Source organism: Chromobacterium sp. LK1 (assembly GCF_001043555.1).
GTDB classification, from domain to species: Bacteria; Pseudomonadota; Gammaproteobacteria; order Burkholderiales; family Chromobacteriaceae; genus Chromobacterium; species Chromobacterium aquaticum.
Map to the genome: position 1 here is coordinate 60,377 of NZ_LDUI01000060.1, position 17,441 is coordinate 77,817.

A 17,441-nucleotide genomic window follows, 5' to 3' on the forward strand; every position below is an offset into this window, starting at 1 on the left:
GGGGCTTACCATGTTCTCGCGTTTCTTCATCAACCGCCCCATCTTCGCCAGTGTGCTGTCCATCGTCATCGTGCTGGCCGGCCTGGCCGCCTTGCGCGCGCTGCCGGTGGAGCAGTATCCGCAAATCGTCCCCGCGGTGGTGTCGGTGTCGGCCAACTATCCGGGCGCCACGCCGCAGACCATCGCGGAAACGGTGGCCGCGCCGTTGGAGCAGCAGCTCAACGGCGTGGAAAACATGCTCTACATGCAATCCAGCGCCGCCTCCAACGGCCAGCTCAGCCTGAATGTCTATTTCACCGTGGGCACCGATCCGGACCAAGCCACCATCGATGTCAACAATCGGGTGCAGGCGGCAATGAAGCAGTTGCCGGACGAGGTGCAGCGCCAGGGCGTCACCGTGCGCAAGAAGTCCACCTCGGTGCTCAGCGTGATTTCCATCGGCTCGCCCAATGGCCAGTATGACCGCAACTACTTGTCCAACTACGCGCTGCTCAATGTGATGGACGAACTCAAGCGCATTCCCGGTGTGGGCGATGTGTCCATGATGGGCGGCACCGATTACGCGATGCGGCTGTGGCTGCGGCCGGACCGCATGGCGCAGCTGGGGCTGACGCCGTCCGATGTGGCCGCGGCGGTGCGCGAGCAGAACGCCCAGTTCGCCGCCGGCAAGATCGGCGCCCAGCCCACCAGCGCGGCGATCAACTTCACCTATACCGTCAATGCCAAGGGCCGGCTCAGCGAGCCCAAGGAGTTCGAGAACATCATCGTGCGTTCGATGCCGGATGGTTCCAAGATCCGGGTCAAGGATGTGGCGCGCGTGGAACTGGGCGGCAACGATTACGATGTGACCAGCATGCGCAACGGCAAGCCCAGCGTCGGCATCAGCACCTATCTGCAACCCAACGCCAACGCGCTCAAGGTATCCGCCGCCATCGCCGCCAAGATGGAGGAGCTCAAGGTCCGCTTCCCAGCCGGGGTGGACTACGCCATTCCCTTCGACACCACCAAATTCGTCAAAGTGTCTATCAACGAGGTGATCAAGACCCTGGCCGAGGCCATGGTGCTGGTATTCCTGGTGGTCTATCTGTTCCTGCAGAATTTCCGCGCCACGCTGATTCCCTGCGTGGCGGTGCCGGTGTCGCTGATCGGCACTTTCGCCGGCATGCTGCTGCTGGGCTTTTCCATCAATCTGCTGACGCTGTTCGGCATGGTGCTGGCCATCGGCATCGTGGTGGACGATGCCATCGTGGTGTTGGAAAACGTCGAGCGCATCATGAGCGAGCGCCGCTGTGGCGCCAAGGAGGCCGCTGTCCTGGCGATGCAGGAGGTGTCCGGCGCCTTGGTGGCCATCGTGCTGGTATTGTGCGCGGTGTTCCTGCCAGTGGCCTTCATGGGCGGCATGACCGGGGTGATGTATCAGCAGTTCGCCGTCACCATCGCCATGTCGGTGATCATTTCCGGCATCGTCGCGTTGACGCTGACCCCAGCCTTGTGCGCCTTGCTGCTCAAACCCGGCCATCACCAGCCGCCGCGCTTTTTCCGGTGGTTCAACCGCGCGTTCGAGCGTCTGACCGGCCGCTATGTGCTGGGTGTGCTGTTTCTCAACCGCCGCGTCGGCGTCGCCTGCGGCCTGATCGCCATCGTGCTGGCAGCCACCGTGGGCCTGTATCAGAAAGTGCCGGGCTCGCTGGTGCCCAATGAGGACATGGGCACGCTGTTCGCCAACACCGCCTTGCCGGACGCGGCGGCGCTGACCCGCACAGCCAAGGCCACCGCCGAGTTCGACCGGCTGATGCTGGCCAATCCCAATGTGGAAAATGTCACCACCTTCACGGGTTTTGACATCCTGTCTGGCTCCAAGCAGACCAACCGCGGCACCAGTTTCATCACGTTGAAGGATTGGGATCAGCGCAAGGGCAAGGGTGAGGACGCTGCCTCCGTGGCCGCCGAGTTCAACCGCCTGGGCCGCAGCTTGCAGGCCGGGGTGATGAGCGCCTTCAGCCCGGCGCCCATCATCGGCATGTCCACCACCGGCGGCCTGGAAGCGTATTTGCAGGACCGCGGCGGCCAAGGCTCGCAAAAGCTCAGCCAGGCGACGGAAAAACTGTTGGCGGCGGCGCGGCAGCGGCCGGAGTTCGCCAGCGTGGCCAGCACTTTCCGCGCCGATGTGCCGCAGAAGTACCTGGACCTGGACCGCGAGAAGGCCAAGGCGCTGGGCGTGGACATCACCCAGGTGTTCGATACCCTGCAAGCCACTTTCGGCCAGCTCTACGTCAACGATTTCAACAAGTTCGGCCGCACTTACAAGGTGCAGCTGCAGTCCGAGGCGGATTTCCGCGCCCGGCCGCAGGACATCGCCAATATCTATGTGCGTTCCGCCGAGGGCGTGATGGTGCCCTTGTCCAGCCTGGTGCAGGTCAAATCCAGTTTCGGACCGGAGCTGGTGGATCGCTTCAACATCTTCAACGCCGCCAAGATTCTGGCCCAGCCGGCGCCCGGCGTCAGTTCCGGCCAGGCGATAGGCGCGCTGGAGGAGGTGGCCGGGCAAGTACTGGGCAAGGACTACGCGCTGGCCTGGAGCGGCAGCGCCTACCAGGAAAAACTGGCCGGCGGCACCGCCGCCACCGCCTTCCTGTTCGGCATCCTGATGGTGTTCCTGATCCTGGCCGCGCAGTACGAGCGCTGGAGCCTGCCGCTGGCGGTGGTGACCTCGGTGCCGTTTGCGCTGTTCGGCGCCTTGCTTGCGGCTGTCATCGGTCAGCAGGACAACAACGTCTATTTCCAGATCGGCGTGGTCACCCTGGTGGGCCTGGCGGCCAAGAACGCCATCCTGATCGTGGAGTTCGCGGTGCAACAGCGCCAGCAGGGCCTGCCGCTGATGGACGCCGCGCTGGAGGCGGCGCGGCTGCGTTTCCGTCCCATCGTGATGACCTCGCTGGCCTTCATCCTGGGCTGCGTGCCGCTGGTGATTTCCAGCGGCGCCGGTTCCGCCAGCCGCCGCGCGCTGGGCACCCCGGTGGTGGGCGGCATGTTGGCCGCCACTTTCATCGCCACCTTCTTCGTGCCGCTGTTCTTCCGGCTGATCATGCAGGCGTCGGAGCGGCGCAAAGCGCCGGCAACGGCGGAGGAGGGTGGCGATGCTTAAACGCGCGCTGATGCCTTCATTGCTGACGCTGGCGTTGAGCGCTTGCGCGGTCGGCCCCGACTACAGCCGCCCCAAGCTGGAGCTGCCGGACAGCGGACAGGTCCAAATTGCGGCCCAGAACCCGGCCATCGCCATGGACTGGTGGCAGCAGTTCAACGATCCGGTGCTGGACCGGTTGATCGCCGAAGCGCTGGAACAAAACCAGGACCTGGCCGCCGCCGCCGCCCGCGTCGACGAGGCCGCGGCCCAGGCCGGCATCGCCCGCGCCCAGCTGCTGCCGGCGCTGAACGCCAACGCCGGCTACCAGCGCGGCCGCACTTCGGCCACCACCACGGCCGCTCCATCGGGGGACGCGCAGCTGCTCAGCGACGTACGCAACGCCAACCTCACCGCGTCCTGGGAACTGGACCTGTGGGGCAAGCTGCGCCGCGGCAAGGAGGCGGGGCGCGCCGACTTCGCCGCCAGCCGCTTCGCCCGCGACAGCTCCAAGCTGGCGATCGCCGCGCAAACCGCGCAGACCTATTTCCAGCTGCGCGCCTACGACGCTCAGCTGGACATCGCCAAGCGCACGCTGCAAAGCCGCGAGGAATCGCTGAAACTGCAGACCAAGCGCTTCAAGGGTGGCCTGATCTCGGAGCTGGACCAACAACAGGCCGAGGCTGAAGCGGCTTCCGCCCGCGCCACGTTGCCGCAGATCGCCAGCGCGCTGGAGCAGACCGAAAGCGCGCTGGGCGTGCTGCTCGGCCACTCGCCCAAGCAACTGGTGGCCGGCGGCATCCAGCGCGGCCAAAGCCTGGACGCGCTGTCGGCCCCGCCGGAAGTGCCGGCCGGCCTGTCCTCCAGCCTGCTGGAGCGGCGGCCGGACATCGCCGCCAGCGAGCAGCAGCTGATTGCGGCCAATGCCCGCATCGGCGTGGCGCGCGCGGCCTACTTCCCCAGCATCAGCCTGAGCGGGGCGCTGGGTTCGCAAAGCCTGTCGCTGGACACCCTGTTCACCGGCCCGACGCGGACCTGGAGCTTTGTCGGCAACCTGGCGGCGCCGGTGTTCAACTTCGGCCAGACCGGCTACGCCGTCGACGCCGCCAGCGCGCAGCAGAAGCAAGCCTTGGCGCAGTACCAGAAGACGGTGCAGAGCGCGTTCAAGGACGCGCTGGACGCCTTGTCCGGCTATGGCGCGACGCGCGACATCCAGGCGGCGCAGACCACGCAGTTCCAAGCCTTGAACAAGTCGCTGCGCCTGGCGAACCTGCGCTACGATAACGGTTACGCCGGCTATCTGGACGTGCTGGACGCGCAGCGCAACAGCTTCCAGGCCGAGTTGGGCCTGGTCAGCGCCAAGCTGGACCAACTGAATGCCGTGGTGGGCCTGTACAAGGCGCTGGGCGGCGGCTGGGAAGCCCCGGCCAAGTCCTGATCCTCGGTAGCAAACGACAAACCCCGCCTTGGCGGGGTTTTTTCATGCTTGGCCTGGGCGCGGGCCGGTGGTCTTGAACGAATTAAAAACAACATTGGCATATCTGTCAGTGGTGATGTCCGGACCCGCTGCTTACCATGCGCTGCGTTTCGACGTTCCACCCCGCGCGAGGACCCATGGGCACCATCACTCACTCAGACACCCTATATCCGCACTTGTTGACCATGGCCGGGCGCGAGCGCCTGGTGGATGAAGCCTATCAAGTGCACGACGCCGTTTTCAGCGGCATGGACCGGGCGGCCTTCCGCAAGATGGTGTTGCCGGAGTCCGAGCACAGCAGCATCCTGCTGTATCGCGGCGAACACGGTCAGGCGGTGGGCTATTGCGCCGTCCACCTGTTCCAGCGCCGCGCGGTGGGGCGCGAAGTCAAGGTTTTGCGCGGGCAGGCCGGTCTGCTCAAAGACTACCGCGGCCGCAATAGCAATATGCCTTTCCTGGCTGGCTGCATGTTGCGCTACTGGCTGCGCGGCCCGTGGCGGCCCATGTATTTCCTGGGTGCGATGATCCATCCGTCCAGCTTCATCCAGATGCACAAGTACGCCGCCGGCATGTGGCCCAGCCCGGAGCGGGGGATGGAGCAGCCGCTGGCGCGGCTGGCGGCGGAGTTGTGCGGCAGTTTCGGCATGGCGGCGCCAGCGGCGGAGCGCCCCTTCGTGGTGAAGCTGGGCATTTTGACTCGGGACAGCCAGACTGATCGCCAATTCTGGCTGCAGCACCCGCGTCCGGCGGCGCGCTATTTTGTCGAGCACAATCCGGACTACCATGAGGGCCACGGCTTGCTGGCCATGGCCGAACTGTCGCCGACGGCTATTCTGAACGGCGTGTGGCGTTATCTGCGAGACAGGCGGAGCGCGGCCGCGGAGCGGTCAAGGCTCTAGGCCGGCTTGCTTGCCGGCATTGAGCGCGACGGCGGCCAGAATCAGCGCCTTGAACGCTTCCGCGTCCACTTCCTCGCCCTCGCGGATATCGATCGCTCGCCTGGCCTTGCCGCCCGGGCTGGCGTTGAACAGTTGGGCCGGGTCCGGCAGCGCCGCGCCTTTGATGAAGGTTAGTTTGACGACGGACGCGTAAGAACCTGTTTACGATCTCGCGAGCTAAGGCGAGGCAAGGCGAAAATGGCTGAGAAAGCGGAATGTACAGGTGGTACATGAGCATTTCGAAGACGTTTTCAACGCTGTATCGCCGACGCGCAGCAGATCGTAAACAGGTTCTAAGAGCCTGTTCAACGTTTTGCGAGCAAGAGCGAGACAAGGCGAGAACGAGCGAAAAAGCGGAATGTACACGTGGTACATGAGCATTTTGAGCTGGTACTTACCGGGCAACGCTTCACGAAGCGCAGCAGACTTTGAACAGCTTCTAAGACTCGCCGGTGTAAAGGATGCCCCGCAAAGACCAGACCGGGGTGCCCATCCATTTCCATTCTTCGATCACGTCTGGGGCGGCTTCCCGGATCAGCAGCCGCATCCGCTCCAAGGCCGCGCCGCGCCAGTCGCTGAGTTCGGCGATTCTCCGGTCTATCAGGGTGGAGGCCGACGCGCGCTCGGCCGCGGAGGAGGGCTTCATGCCGGGCTCAGATCCGGACGCCGACAATCACGTGGGAGGCCTTGAAGAAGGCGACGATGGCTTTGCCGGCGGCCAGGTCCAGATCGTCCGCGCTCTCCTGGGTGACGATGGCCACCAGGGTGTCACCACCATTGAGCTTGATTTCGACTTCGGCATTCACCGCGCCCGGGCGCAACGCGGACACCCGGCCTTCCAGGCGGTTGCGAGTGGACAGTTTGATGCCGGCCTCGGGGTTGGCCAGGATCACCCAGGGAGCCTTGATGATGGCCAGCGCGTCGCAACCCACGGTCAGGCCCAGGTTGGCGGTGCTGCGCTGGGTGATGACGGCGGTGATCAGCTCGCCGCCGGGCAGGGCGATGTCGATCTCGTCGTTGACCGCTCCGGGATGGATGGCGGTGACTTTGCCGGCGAATTGGTTGCGGGCGCTGGTGAGCATGGAATGTCCTTGATGTCGGATGGGTGGGGGTGTCATTGGTGATGTGCGGACAGTATATGCGGAAGCGGGTGGCGCGCCTGTAGCTATTTCGGTCTAATAAGCTGCTCAATGTTTGCTGCGCCGAGCGCGAACTCTAGCGCGGCTTCGACATGAATCCGAGTGGTGTCGAACACCGGCACCGGCACGTCGGCCGGACTCAACAGCAGTGGCAATTCGGTGCAGCCGAAGACGATGCCTTCGGCTCCGCGTGCGATCAACTGCCGAATCACCTCCAGATAAGCGCTCTTGGTGGCCGGTGACGCCAGGCCGCGACCCAGTTCGTCGCGCAGCGTGCGCTGAATGAAATCGCGGGTGTGCTGCGCCTCCGGGATCAAGGTCTCGATGCCGTGTTGCCGCATCTTGTCCCGGAAAAACGGCAGCTCCATGGTGAATCGGGTGCCGAGCAGCCCCACGGTCTGCAGCCGCTGCTGTGAGATTTCCCGCGCCGTCGCCGTGGCGATGTGGATGATGGGGAGGCCGACCGCCGCTTCCAGGCGCTCGGCCACGACGTGCGCGGTATTGGCGCACAGCACGATGGCCTCGGCCCCGGCGGCTTGCAAATGCAGGCAACCTTTGAGCAGCAGCGCATGAGTGTGCTCCCAGTCGTCCCAACCGCGCTGCTGGATATCGTTGAAATTCAGCGAGTAGACCACGCACTCGGCAAAATTGAGGCCGCCCAGCGCCGCGTTGACGCCTTCGTTCAGGTAGCGATAGTAATCCAGCGTCGATACCCAGCTGATACCGCCCAGCAGGCCGAGGGTTCTCATGGCGTTCCTTGATGGTGATTGCGGAAGAGGGTGTCCCTGATGCCGGGCAAGGGCATCGGTATTCGATGCAAGAGTATGGCAATGGATGGATGGTGGCCAGAGCCTCGCGTTTGCGCGAATGCGCGCCATGCCATTAAAATGCCTTTGGAATAATAAATGAGCGGAATATGGCACGCAGATATCGGCAAAGAAAGGAAAGCTTAGCCCAGCTTCTTAGAACGTGTTTACGATCTCGCGAGCAAGAGCGAGACAAGGCGAAAACGGTTGAGAAAGCGGAATGTACAAGCGGTACATGAGCATTTCGAAACGGTTTTCAACGCCGTATCGCCGACGCGCAGCAGATCGTAAACAGGTTCTTATCGCCGCGCCCTGGTATGTGAGCGCCGCTTTGGCCGGGCTCAGCCTGCTGATTTTGAAAAGCGCCTTGCCGGCGTTCGGGGCCAGTAATCCATTGCTGAAGCCGCTAGCCGAGGCGTTTTCCGCGCTGGGCTGGCCCATTGCGCTGTTCTTCCTGGTTTTGGCCGCGCTGTCCCTGTCGCGGCGGGCCGCTAAGCCGCGGTTTAGTTTCAAAATCGATCCGGTGGCGGCGAGAGGGACGCCATTGCCGCTGGAACCGGCGTTCCGGGAATACCCGGCGAGCAAGACCCCCGCGGCCAGCGAGGAGCGGCCCGCGCAATGGTCGTTGGGCTTGATCCGCGACATCGAATGGAAGCGGTTTGAGGATGTCTGCCAGAAATTTTACGAATTGAAAGGCATTCGTTCCGAAACCACGCCGCTGGGGCCGGACGGCGGCATCGATATCCGGTTGTTCCAGGATGATTCCGGCCGCGCCACCTCGCTAGTGCAATGCAAGGCCTGGGGCGAGCGCTATGTCGGCGTGAAGCCTATCCGTGAGTTGCTGGGCGTAATGACTCACGAGAAAATCGCCAAGGCTTTTTTCATGACCAGCGGCAGATTCTCCGACGATGCCAAGACCGTGGCGCGAAGCAATCACATTAGCTTGATCGACGGGGAGATGTTGTTGACGCTGATCGAGCGCCTGCCCGGCGGCGCCCGGCAGCAGTTGTTGGCGTTCGCCACCGCCGGCGATTACCGCACTCCGACCTGTCCCGGCTGCGGCGCCACGATGCGCCATGTCGCCGGCAAGGGCGGTCGGCCCGACTTCTGGGGCTGCCCTGGCTATCCTCGCTGCAAGCAGATACTGCGGATGCGGCAAAAAGCGATGGAGACAGCTTGAGCCGGCCTTAATCGACGATGAACAGCTTGGCGCCGGTTTCGGTATGGGACAGATGCGGTTCAGCGTCGTCGGCGACTTGATAGCTGAGGCCGGGCGTCAAGGTGAAGCTGCGGCCGTCCGCCAGCGTGGTGTGCAGCACCCCCTCCAGACACAGCAGGATGTGGCCTTTGACGCACCAGTGATCCGCGCGGTAGCCCGGCGTGTATTCCACCATGCGGACGCGGATGTCCCCGAAGCGCTGGGTGCGCCAATAGGCGCAGCCGGTTTCGCCGGCATGTTGGGTGGGCTCCAGCGCGGACCAATCGCTGATGCCGAATGGAAGATCGGATATTTTCATGGCGGCTCCTCTTGGGTAGGGGTTCTAAGAACCTGTTTACGATCTGCTGCGCGTCGGCGATACAGCGTTGAAAACACCTTCGAAATGCTCATGTACCACGTGTACATTCCGCTTTCTCAGCCGTTTTCGCCTTGTCTCGCCTTAGCTCGCAAGATCGTAAACAGGTTCTAAGCGCCTGGCCATTGTCGCCGATGTCCCCGGGCCGCGATAGCGGTCTTGGAGCCTGTTCAAAGTCTCGCGTGCGCCAGCGCCTCCAGCCGATCCAGCAGCGCGCCTATCTCTTCGTGCGGGCCGGCTGCTGCCAGCTGCTCGATTTCCGCGCACAACTCCGCCACCGGCGCCAAGCCCGCCATGGCGAACGCGCCCTTGGTGGCGTGCAGCTGCTGCATGAATAGAGGCGCGTCCGCTCCTTTCAAGGCCTGCCGCATCAGTAGAAGAGCATGGTCCAGCGCGCTCAGCAGCTCGGCGCGCCGGGAGGCAGACAAGGGCGCGGGCGCTGTGGGGAGCCGGGCGCTGGCGGGGCTCAAAGCCAAGTGTTTGCGGATAACCTGGTCTAGTTCCTCCAGGGTAAAGGGCTTGAGCATGAGCTCGTCGATGCCGGCCTGCGCGCAGAGCGGCTGTTCGGCCTTGCTGGCCTGTGCGGTGATGGCGACGATGGGAGCGGAGAAGCCGCTGTCGCGCAGCGCCCGGGCCAGGCTATAGCCGCTGATGTCCGGCATGCTCAGATCGGTCAGCACCAAGGCGTAATCCTGACGGGTGGCCAGCGCCAACGCGGCGGCGCCGCTGGCGGCGGTATCCGCCTGATGGCCCAGTTCGCGGAGCTGGTCCTGGATCAGCGTCCGAATCGCCGGGTGGTCGTCCACTACCAGGATGCGGGCCGCCGGCGTGGCAGGGTCTGGCAGAATGGCGGGCGGCTTGGCAACTGGCTGGGCAACCGGTACTGCGGCGCAGGGCGGCAAGGGCAGGGTCACCACGAAGGTGCTGCCCACACCCGGGGTGGAGGTGAATTCGATCGTCCCCGCCAGCAGTTCCGCCAGCTTCTTGCAAAGCGACAGGCCCAGGCCGGTGCCGCCGAAGCGGCGGGTGATGGAGGCGTCCGCCTGGGAAAACTCGGTGAACACCTGGTCGTGGTATTCGGCGGGGATGCCCACGCCGCTGTCCGTCACGCCGATGCGCACCGGCGAATCCGCGCGGCCGTCATCCTGAAGATAAACCTCCAGCAACACTTCGCCGCTGAGCGTGAACTTGATGGCGTTGCCGAGCAGATTCAGCATGATCTGCCGGACACGGACGGGGTCGCCCAGATAAGCCGGCGCCAATTGCGCGTCCATCATGCAGGAAAATTCCAGGCCCTTGGCGCGGGCCAGCGGCTCCATGCTGGCTGCGGCTTCGCGACCCAGCGCGGCCAGATCGAAGGGAATGCTCTCCACGCGCAACAGCCCGGATTCCACCTTGGACAGGTCCAGGATGTCATTGATGATGGCCAGCAAGGCCTGGGACGAATGATTCGCTACCGCCAGGCGCTGTTGTTGCGGCGCGGCCAGCCGGGCGCGGCCGAGCAAATCCAGGCTGCTGACGATGGCGTGCAGCGGGGTGCGGATCTCATGGCTGACCATGGCCACGAAAGAGGACTTGGCTTGGCTGGCCGCTTCAGCCGTTTGGCGCGCGGTTTCCAGTTGGCGCTCCAGCACCTTGCGCGCGGTGATGTCCACCACATTGCACAGCAAGACCCGGATGCCCTGGTAACGCGTGGCCATGGTGGTGCTGTGCAGTTCCATGGCCTGGCCGTCCGCCAGCGCAAACTGGATGTCGCGGTGGCAAGGCGTGGCGCCGAGCGGGGACGCGGCCAGGTGGCTGTCCAGCAACTGCAGGCGCAGGGGCGGGTGGGCTGTCGAGCCTATCCGCGTCCATTGCCTCATCACCTCGTTTTCCAGCAGCACCGTGCCGTCGGCGATGGACAGCAGCGTCAGGCCGGAGGGGGAGGTGTCCACCATGATGCGGTTCAGGTTCTCGCTTTCAAAAATGCGCTGGGCGTTGGAAAAAGCGGGTTTGAAGATCTTGCGGTCCAGCAGCAGGATGATGGTCCACAGGCAGGTAAGGGCAAACAGCAGTGCGCTGAGGTTGATGATCAGCGACAGCCTCAAATCATTCAGCAGGCTCTGCCATGGAAAGACCTGGATCTGAACCCAGCCAGGGGTGGGAAGGCGGGCGCGCAGGATGAACAGGCCATCGCGGTATTGGAGGTCGGACACCGTGTCGTCTATGGGGGGCAGGGCCATGTCGCGGAGGGTCGCGATCAGTTGCGAGCCTTGTTGTGCTTGCCAGCCTACGCTGATGTGCAGCGGCCCCATCGGGCTGGCGAGCAAGGTGGTTTCATCGCGGATGTCCGGCCGCCAGGTATTCAGCAAGCTATCGATGCGAATATCCCTGGCGAAGACAGCGACGGGCGCGCCGTCGACCACGGCGGCTTGCGCCAGACGGATGGCGGGGCGGCCGGTCAGCGGCGCGGCGGCGGAGGCCTGCCAGGCCGGCTGACGGTCGGCTGTCGGATTGGGCATATTGCTGAAAACACTCAGCCGAAGAGCAGCCCTGGTGTCCGGCTTGGCTGAAGCCACCGAGGGCAGGCTGGGGGAGACAATCGCCAGAAACCGCTGGTCCGGGCTATACAAATAGGCGTTTACTGACTTCCTCAACTCGCAGTCGCCGCCGCACATCGCGCTGGCGGCATGCTCCGCCAGCGCCAGATAAGGTTCGAAACGGGGGGGCGGATATTGAGTGGAGAGTTCGCCCATGGCCAGTGCCGGAGGATGAGCCGGGGAGGCTTGCAGCCAGGCTTCGCCGTTGTACGTAGTGAATTGGCGCAGTAGCGCCGGACTTGCCTTGGGTAGCGCTTTCCACGCCGCCTCGGCTTGGCTGACCTGGTGGTGGAGATCGATCGCATGTCCTCTGAGCACCACCTTCAGCGCCGTATTTTCCGCATCGAACATCCGGTGCCGGTCCGCCAGCATTTCCTTGCCGGACAGCCATAGCGATAACAGGGTCAAGGCCAGCAGCGCCAGCGAAATGGCGATGCCACCACCAAACAAAGTGATGCGCTGGATACGCCGCAGGCGGCTGAGCGGCTGGCTTTGAGGGGAGGAGGAGCTAGAATTGCGCATGCGGCTTCCGGCGGGGGGCTTGGCTGGGCGGTTGACCATTTTCAGTATATTTGCTTAGCTATAAAAATAGATTGTGTTGAAAACAATTGTTTAAATTTCATGTGGATGACATGACGGCAGCGGAAATAACAGTCTTCCTGGTGGATGATCATCCCTCGGTGCTCAGCGGCCTGGAGCATGCCTTGCAAGGCCAGCGCGCCATCCGGGTGGCGGGCAAGGCCAATAGCGCCACCGCCTTGTGGGATATGCTGGCGAGCCAGCCTTGCGATGTGCTGGTGTCCGATTACTCCATGCCCGGTTGTGAATCCGGCGACGGCGCGGCAATGTTCGAGCGCCTGCGCCGGCTGTACCCGGAACTGGGCATCGTGGTGCTCACCATGATGGACAACGCGCTGGTGGTGCGCTCGCTGCGTGGCCTGGGCATTCATTGCATCCTGAGCAAGTCAGACGCCATCGAGCACCTGTTGCCGGCGGTGTACGGCGCCATGGCTAAAACGGCCTACTTCTCCCCGGCGGTGGAGCGTCTGCTGGAGGCGGACAAGCTGGCTCAGCCGGCCGGCCAGCGCGCGCTGACCGCGCGCGAGGCGGAAGTGGTGCGGCTCTTCGTCGCCGGTCTGACGGTGAACGACATCGCCGCCAAACTCAAGCGCAGCAAGCAAACCATCAGTACCCAGAAAGCCAGCGCCATGCGCAAGCTGGGCGCGGAACGCGATGCGGACTTGCTGCTGCTATTCCAGTCCTGACTCCCTGTCATGCTCTTCACGGCATCATTCTTGGTGCCGCTTTTCCTCCTCGGGTTCCCTCCATTCCTCTTTGCGCGCAAGGCCGAAGAGGGGCGTGATAGCCGCTTCCGCCGCGCGGCACGGATTTCGTACTGGTCAAATATCCCCTCGCATCGAGCATGGCTATGCTGCCGGATTGGATTTCGCCTGGGCCTGAAAGACGGCAAGCAGGTGAGCATGGCGTTTATATTGAACTGGGTGCTTTTTGATGGCGAGTGGTGTGTCAAAGTCTGGCGGTGCGCATGGGCACGCTTAAAAAAATCCTGGCCTTGTTGGTCGCCGTTCTGCTGGCGCTGAGTCTATGGGAACTGGCGCAGCGATACTTCATCCTCAGTCCCTCGTATCAAACCGGCAAGACGCCGCAAGATTACGGAGTGGCCTTCAAGGAGGACTGGCTGCCTGTTCCCCAGGCGGAAGGCGGCGGCCTGGTGCATGCGTGGTGGCTGCCGGCCGAATCGCCCATCGCGCCGGCGGTGCTGTTTTTGCACGGCAACGACAGCACGCTGCACACCGATATCGATCTGATTCTCAGTCTGCGCCGGCTGGGCCTGGCGGTAATGGCGATCGACTACCGCGGCTATGGCGACGGCGCCTGGTACTTGCCCTCGCAGCATTCGGTTTACGCCGATGCCAGGGTGGCCTGGCAAGCGTTCAAGCAACGGTCGCCGGAAGCGTCCAAGCACCTGGTCTACGGTCACTCCCTGGGCGGAGCCATCGCGATGGACATGGCCGCGGTGTCGCTGGGCGTGGACGGAGTGATTGTCGACGGCGGTTTCTTGTCCGTCGCGGACATCGCCAAATCCTATACCGCCTCATGGCTGCCGTTTGACGCGCTGATTCGCCATGATTTCTCTTCCTATTCCAAGCTGGCGGCCATTGCCGCGCCAAAGCTATTCATTCATTGCTCCGGCGACGATGTGGTGCCGATGGCATTGGGCGAGCGCCTATATCAACTCAGCTCGCGGCCTAAAGCCAAGTTGTTCATGCAAGGCGGGGATCATGACGCTTGTTATCGGCGAGATGAGGCCGCGTGGCAGAGGGCGCTTGATAGGGTGATCAAATATTGAACCTCAAAGTGAAATCCTCTTGATTGGGGCGCTCCTCAGCGTTTTGCTGGTGTCGGCATGCCCCGCCGAATTCACCGTAGCGCCTGTCATCATTCTCGCTCACCAAGCTTGAACCGCCTGTTTCCTATTTCAAGACCCCGCCTATTCGCTGTTCAACGCCGTATCGCCGAAGCGCAGCAGACTTTGTACAGGTTCTGAGACGCGCCGCCGGCGTTGGCTCGTGCTGCCGTCGGCTTTTCGTACTGGTCAGATATTTTTGGACGGCGCGTTTGCGCATACTGGCCTCATCTTGTGCGGCGCTTCTGCCGCATGGGGTCTCACGCCGATCCCCCGGTGGTGAGCTGCCTAGTGTCTATTGCAAACCCACCCTGTTTGCCTCCCTCTCCCCGCTGGGAGAGGGATATTTTTTTAAGCGGAATCCCGCTCTGGCTTGTCGGTGCGGGCGGGCCGCGCGTCTGTGAGCCATCTGCTAGGAGGAAGCATGAACTTCAATATGAATGTCGCCCAGTTCCAGCACAAATTGGCCGAAATGGAGGAGGAGAACCTCATGTTGCGTTTGCAGCTGGATGTTTACCGCGATGAGTTGTTCAAGAAGTACGAGTCGTTTCTGGATGAGAAATTGACGGCGGAAATGGATAAAAAACTGAGTCTGGACGTGCGCAAGGCGGAGGCGGACATGCGCCAGAAAATGCAGGAAGAAATCAAGCTGTTGCGGGAGGAGCTGCAGCGCCTGCGCGCATTGGGCAAGGTCGAGCCCAAGTTTAACAAAGTGGAAAAGACGGTCGAGGCGCCGACTTTGCAGGCCACGGCCTGAGCCTGGGGCGGGCTGTTGGCCGGCAATGGAATCAATTGAGTGGAGTTGTCATGAGAGCATTCTTGCTATTGTGCTGGTTTTTATTGGCCTTGGGCGCGGCGCAAGCTCAGGTCGTGGTGGGCAAGGATTACTTGGTATTGCCCAAGCCGCATCCGGTGTCCAGTGGTGACAAGATCGAAGTGGCGGAGTTTTTTTCTTACCCATGCCGGCATTGCTATGCTCAGGACGCGGCGGTATCGGCCTGGTTGAAGACCCAGCCGGCGGATGTGAGCGTGGTGCGCAAGCATGTGGTGTGGGGCAAGCCGATGGCAGGGTTCGCCCAAGTGTTCGCTACCTTTAGTGTCGCGGGTTTGACCGATCGTTTGCATGCCGCCGCCTTCCGCGCGGTGCAGCACGACAAGATCAATCTGGGTGAGGCGGCGGAGTTTGAAACCTGGCTGCGCCGTCAGCCGGGCGTGGACGTGGCCAAGACCATGGCGGTGTACCGTTCCTTCGCGGTCAAGGCGCAAGTGGAGGCCATCGCCAAGTTCACCAAGGATTACCGGATCTTCAGTACGCCCATGCTGGTGGTGGACGGCAAATATGCGATTGCCGCGGCAGCGCCGGAGCGAAGCAGAGAGGTGTTGGATGCATTGCTGGCCAAGGTGCGGGCGCAAAGAAACGGCGAAATCTGAGCAGGATGGCGAACACCGCCGCCTGCGGGCGGCGGCATCGTTTTTGCCCGCGCGCGCAAACGGGGTATGATGGCAGGCCGTATCGTTTATAGCGTTTGCACACTCCGCCACCCATGTCCCAGCATACTTTCTCCCCGGATGGGAACGCCCATCTCAGCCCCAAGGCCTGGTATCAGGCCGCCAGCGAAAAACCCGGCTTCATCCACGACGCGGCCCAGGCGGCGGCGATCGAGGAGCTGGACCTGCTGTGGCACCAGCTGGTGGAGTTCAAGAGCAAGCGTAATCGCTTCCTCGGACGTAGCCTGCGCAGCCCGGACGTGCCCAAGGGCCTGTATTTCTGGGGCGGAGTGGGGCGCGGCAAGAGTTTTCTGATGGACGCCTTCTACGCCTGCGTGCCTTACCGCCGCAAGCGCCGCATCCATTTCCACAACTTCATGGCCGAGGTGCACCGCGAGCTGCGCGCGCTGGCCGGCAGCAAGGACCCGCTGCTGGCCTATGCCGACAAGATCGCCCGCGACACCCGCCTGCTGTGCTTCGATGAATTCCACGTCAGCGACATCGCCGACGCGATGATGCTGGGCCGACTGCTGTCGGCCTTGTTCGAGCGCGGCGTGGTGTTGGTCACCACTTCCAATTACGCGCCGGATAGTCTCTATCCCAATGGCCTGCAACGGCAGAACTTCCTGCCCACCATCGAGTTGATCAAGCGCGAGCTGAAAGTGCTGAACGTGGACGGCGGCAACGACTACCGGCTGCGCGAGCTGACGCGCGAACCGCTGTTCATGGTGCCCGCTGACGCGGCTAACGAGGAGAAGATGGAGCAGCTGTTCCAGCGCCTGAGCCACGGCGTGGAGCAGAAAAAACGCGCCATCGAGGTGCTGGGCCGCGAGATTCCGGTCAAGCGCCTGGCCGCCGGGGTGATCTGGTTTGATTTCCTGGCCCTGTGCGACGGCCCGCGCGCGCAGACCGATTATCTGGAAATCGCCACCGAATACCATACCGTCTTCGTCAGCGGCATCCCCAGGATCACCGCGCGCGAGGCGTCCATCGCCCGCCGCTTCACCTGGCTGGTGGACGTGTTCTACGACAACCGCGTCAAGCTGGTGGCTTCCGCCGCCGCCGAGCCGGAACAGCTGTACACCGAGGGGGTGCAGGCCAGCGAATTCTTCCGCACCGCCAGCCGGCTGACCGAGATGCAATCGCGCAGCTATTTGGAGCTGCCGCACCAGTCCGTCGGCCAGACCCACGACCAGCCGCCGGTCGGCGTGGTGCTGTAAACGGCGACGCGCATGGACGCCGCCGGCCTGCTGCAAGAAGTGCGCGCCTGCCGGCTGTGCGTGGACAGCCTGCCACTTGGCCCGCGCCCGGTGCTGCAATGGCATCCGGACGCGCGCATCCTGATCGCCGGCCAGGCGCCGGGGCGGCGCGTGCACGCGTCCGGCCTGCCGTTCGACGACCCCAGCGGCGAGCGCTTGCGCGATTGGCTGGGCGTGGACAAGACGGTGTTTTATGATGAAACCCGCATCGCCATCCTGCCGATGGCTTTCTGTTACCCTGGCACCGGCAAGTCCGGCGATTTGCCGCCGCCGCCGCAATGCGCGGCCGCCTGGCGCCAGCCCTTGCTGGCCGGCCTGCCGCATCTGCAATTGACGATTCTGCTGGGGCAGTACGCGCAGCGCTATCATCTGCCGGGCCGCTATCCGCGGCTGACCGAGGCGGTGGAGCGCTGGCGCGAGCACTGGCCGGCCTTGCTGCCCTTGCCGCATCCCAGCCCGCGCAATCAGCTGTGGCTGCGCCGCCATCCCTGGTTCGAGGCCGAGCTGTTGCCGGCTTTGCGGCAGCGGGTGGCGCAGGTGCTGGAGCGCGGCTAAGAGCCTGTTCAAAGTCTGCTGCGCGTCGGCGGGATGGATAGAAATGGGCGTTGAAACCAAGCTCAAAATGCTCATGT

General features: G+C 63.4%; 15 protein-coding genes and 1 pseudogene. 10 read left to right on the forward strand and 6 right to left on the reverse strand.

The genetic code is table 11. From position 1 onward, the window contains the following. The first annotated feature begins 10 nt into the window (after positions 1-10). The 3 genes from VI26_RS21875 (at position 11) to VI26_RS21885 (ending at position 5,497) form a co-directional block, all read left to right on the forward strand. A complete protein-coding gene (locus VI26_RS21875) occupies positions 11-3,145 on the forward strand; it encodes an efflux RND transporter permease subunit (protein WP_048411878.1) in 3,135 nt (1,044 codons plus the stop codon). Next, entirely contained in the window at positions 3,138-4,559 is a 1,422-nt protein-coding gene (locus VI26_RS21880) for an efflux transporter outer membrane subunit (RefSeq protein ID WP_048411879.1), read from the forward strand. Before VI26_RS21875 ends, VI26_RS21880 begins: the two co-directional genes overlap by 8 nt. Before the next feature lie 176 nt (positions 4,560-4,735). Continuing rightward, the gene (locus VI26_RS21885; protein ID WP_048411880.1) at positions 4,736-5,497 is read left to right on the forward strand and encodes a hypothetical protein; all 762 of its coding nucleotides are present in this window, start codon (positions 4,736-4,738) and stop codon (positions 5,495-5,497) included. On the opposite strand, the pseudogene VI26_RS24115 reads toward VI26_RS21885, so the two are convergent. The 4 genes and pseudogenes from VI26_RS24115 to VI26_RS21900 form a co-directional block, all read right to left on the reverse strand. Then, positions 5,486-5,665: pseudogene (locus tag VI26_RS24115) on the reverse strand (DUF1801 domain-containing protein); the annotation flags it as partial. The gene VI26_RS21885 and the pseudogene VI26_RS24115 sit on opposite strands and share 12 nt — an antisense overlap. A 310-nt stretch (positions 5,666-5,975) precedes the next feature. Further along, entirely contained in the window at positions 5,976-6,182 is a 207-nt protein-coding gene (locus VI26_RS21890; protein WP_048411896.1) for a hypothetical protein, read from the reverse strand. A gap of 7 nt (positions 6,183-6,189) precedes the next feature. Then, complete coding sequence (locus VI26_RS21895; protein WP_048411881.1) at positions 6,190-6,618, reverse strand: molybdopterin-binding protein; 429 nt, start codon at positions 6,616-6,618, stop codon at positions 6,190-6,192. 83 nt (positions 6,619-6,701) lie between these two features. Then, positions 6,702-7,424, reverse strand: coding sequence for an aspartate/glutamate racemase family protein (locus tag VI26_RS21900; protein WP_048411882.1), 723 nt, complete (start codon positions 7,422-7,424; stop codon positions 6,702-6,704). A 277-nt stretch (positions 7,425-7,701) separates the two neighbouring features. Between VI26_RS21900 and VI26_RS21905 the strand changes: the two genes are divergently transcribed. Continuing rightward, a complete protein-coding gene (locus VI26_RS21905) occupies positions 7,702-8,661 on the forward strand; it encodes a restriction endonuclease (protein WP_082151207.1) in 960 nt (319 codons plus the stop codon). A 7-nt stretch (positions 8,662-8,668) separates the two neighbouring features. Here the strand turns inward: VI26_RS21905 and VI26_RS21910 are convergent, their stop codons facing one another. Together VI26_RS21910 and VI26_RS21915 are read right to left on the reverse strand one after the other, a co-directional pair. Continuing rightward, positions 8,669-8,998 carry a DHCW motif cupin fold protein gene (locus tag VI26_RS21910; protein WP_048411883.1) on the reverse strand — a complete coding sequence of 110 codons (330 nt, stop codon included), beginning with the start codon at positions 8,996-8,998 and terminating at the stop codon, positions 8,669-8,671. Positions 8,999-9,225: 227 nt separating this feature from the next. After that, on the reverse strand, positions 9,226-12,156 hold the full coding sequence (locus VI26_RS21915) for a hybrid sensor histidine kinase/response regulator (RefSeq protein ID WP_082151208.1): 2,931 nt from the start codon (positions 12,154-12,156) through the stop codon (positions 9,226-9,228). Between the two features lie 110 nt (positions 12,157-12,266). Between VI26_RS21915 and VI26_RS21920 the strand changes: the two genes are divergently transcribed. The 6 genes from VI26_RS21920 (at position 12,267) to VI26_RS21945 (ending at position 17,364) form a co-directional block, all read left to right on the forward strand. Next, positions 12,267-12,899 (forward strand): response regulator, encoded by a 633-nt coding sequence (locus VI26_RS21920; protein WP_156183996.1) that lies wholly within the window; start codon positions 12,267-12,269, stop codon positions 12,897-12,899. 281 nt (positions 12,900-13,180) lie between these two features. Continuing rightward, positions 13,181-14,005 carry an alpha/beta hydrolase gene (locus VI26_RS21925; RefSeq protein ID WP_053074583.1) on the forward strand — a complete coding sequence of 275 codons (825 nt, stop codon included), beginning with the start codon at positions 13,181-13,183 and terminating at the stop codon, positions 14,003-14,005. 493 nt (positions 14,006-14,498) lie between these two features. Then, positions 14,499-14,819 (forward strand): hypothetical protein, encoded by a 321-nt coding sequence (locus tag VI26_RS21930; RefSeq protein WP_156183997.1) that lies wholly within the window; start codon positions 14,499-14,501, stop codon positions 14,817-14,819. A gap of 50 nt (positions 14,820-14,869) precedes the next feature. Then, the gene (locus VI26_RS21935) at positions 14,870-15,493 is read left to right on the forward strand and encodes a thiol:disulfide interchange protein DsbA/DsbL (protein WP_048411885.1); all 624 of its coding nucleotides are present in this window, start codon (positions 14,870-14,872) and stop codon (positions 15,491-15,493) included. Positions 15,494-15,606: 113 nt separating this feature from the next. Further along, complete coding sequence (gene zapE / locus VI26_RS21940) at positions 15,607-16,770, forward strand: cell division protein ZapE (RefSeq protein ID WP_048411886.1); 1,164 nt, start codon at positions 15,607-15,609, stop codon at positions 16,768-16,770. A gap of 12 nt (positions 16,771-16,782) precedes the next feature. Then, positions 16,783-17,364 (forward strand): uracil-DNA glycosylase family protein, encoded by a 582-nt coding sequence (locus VI26_RS21945; RefSeq protein WP_048411887.1) that lies wholly within the window; start codon positions 16,783-16,785, stop codon positions 17,362-17,364. Positions 17,365-17,441 lie beyond the last annotated feature (77 nt).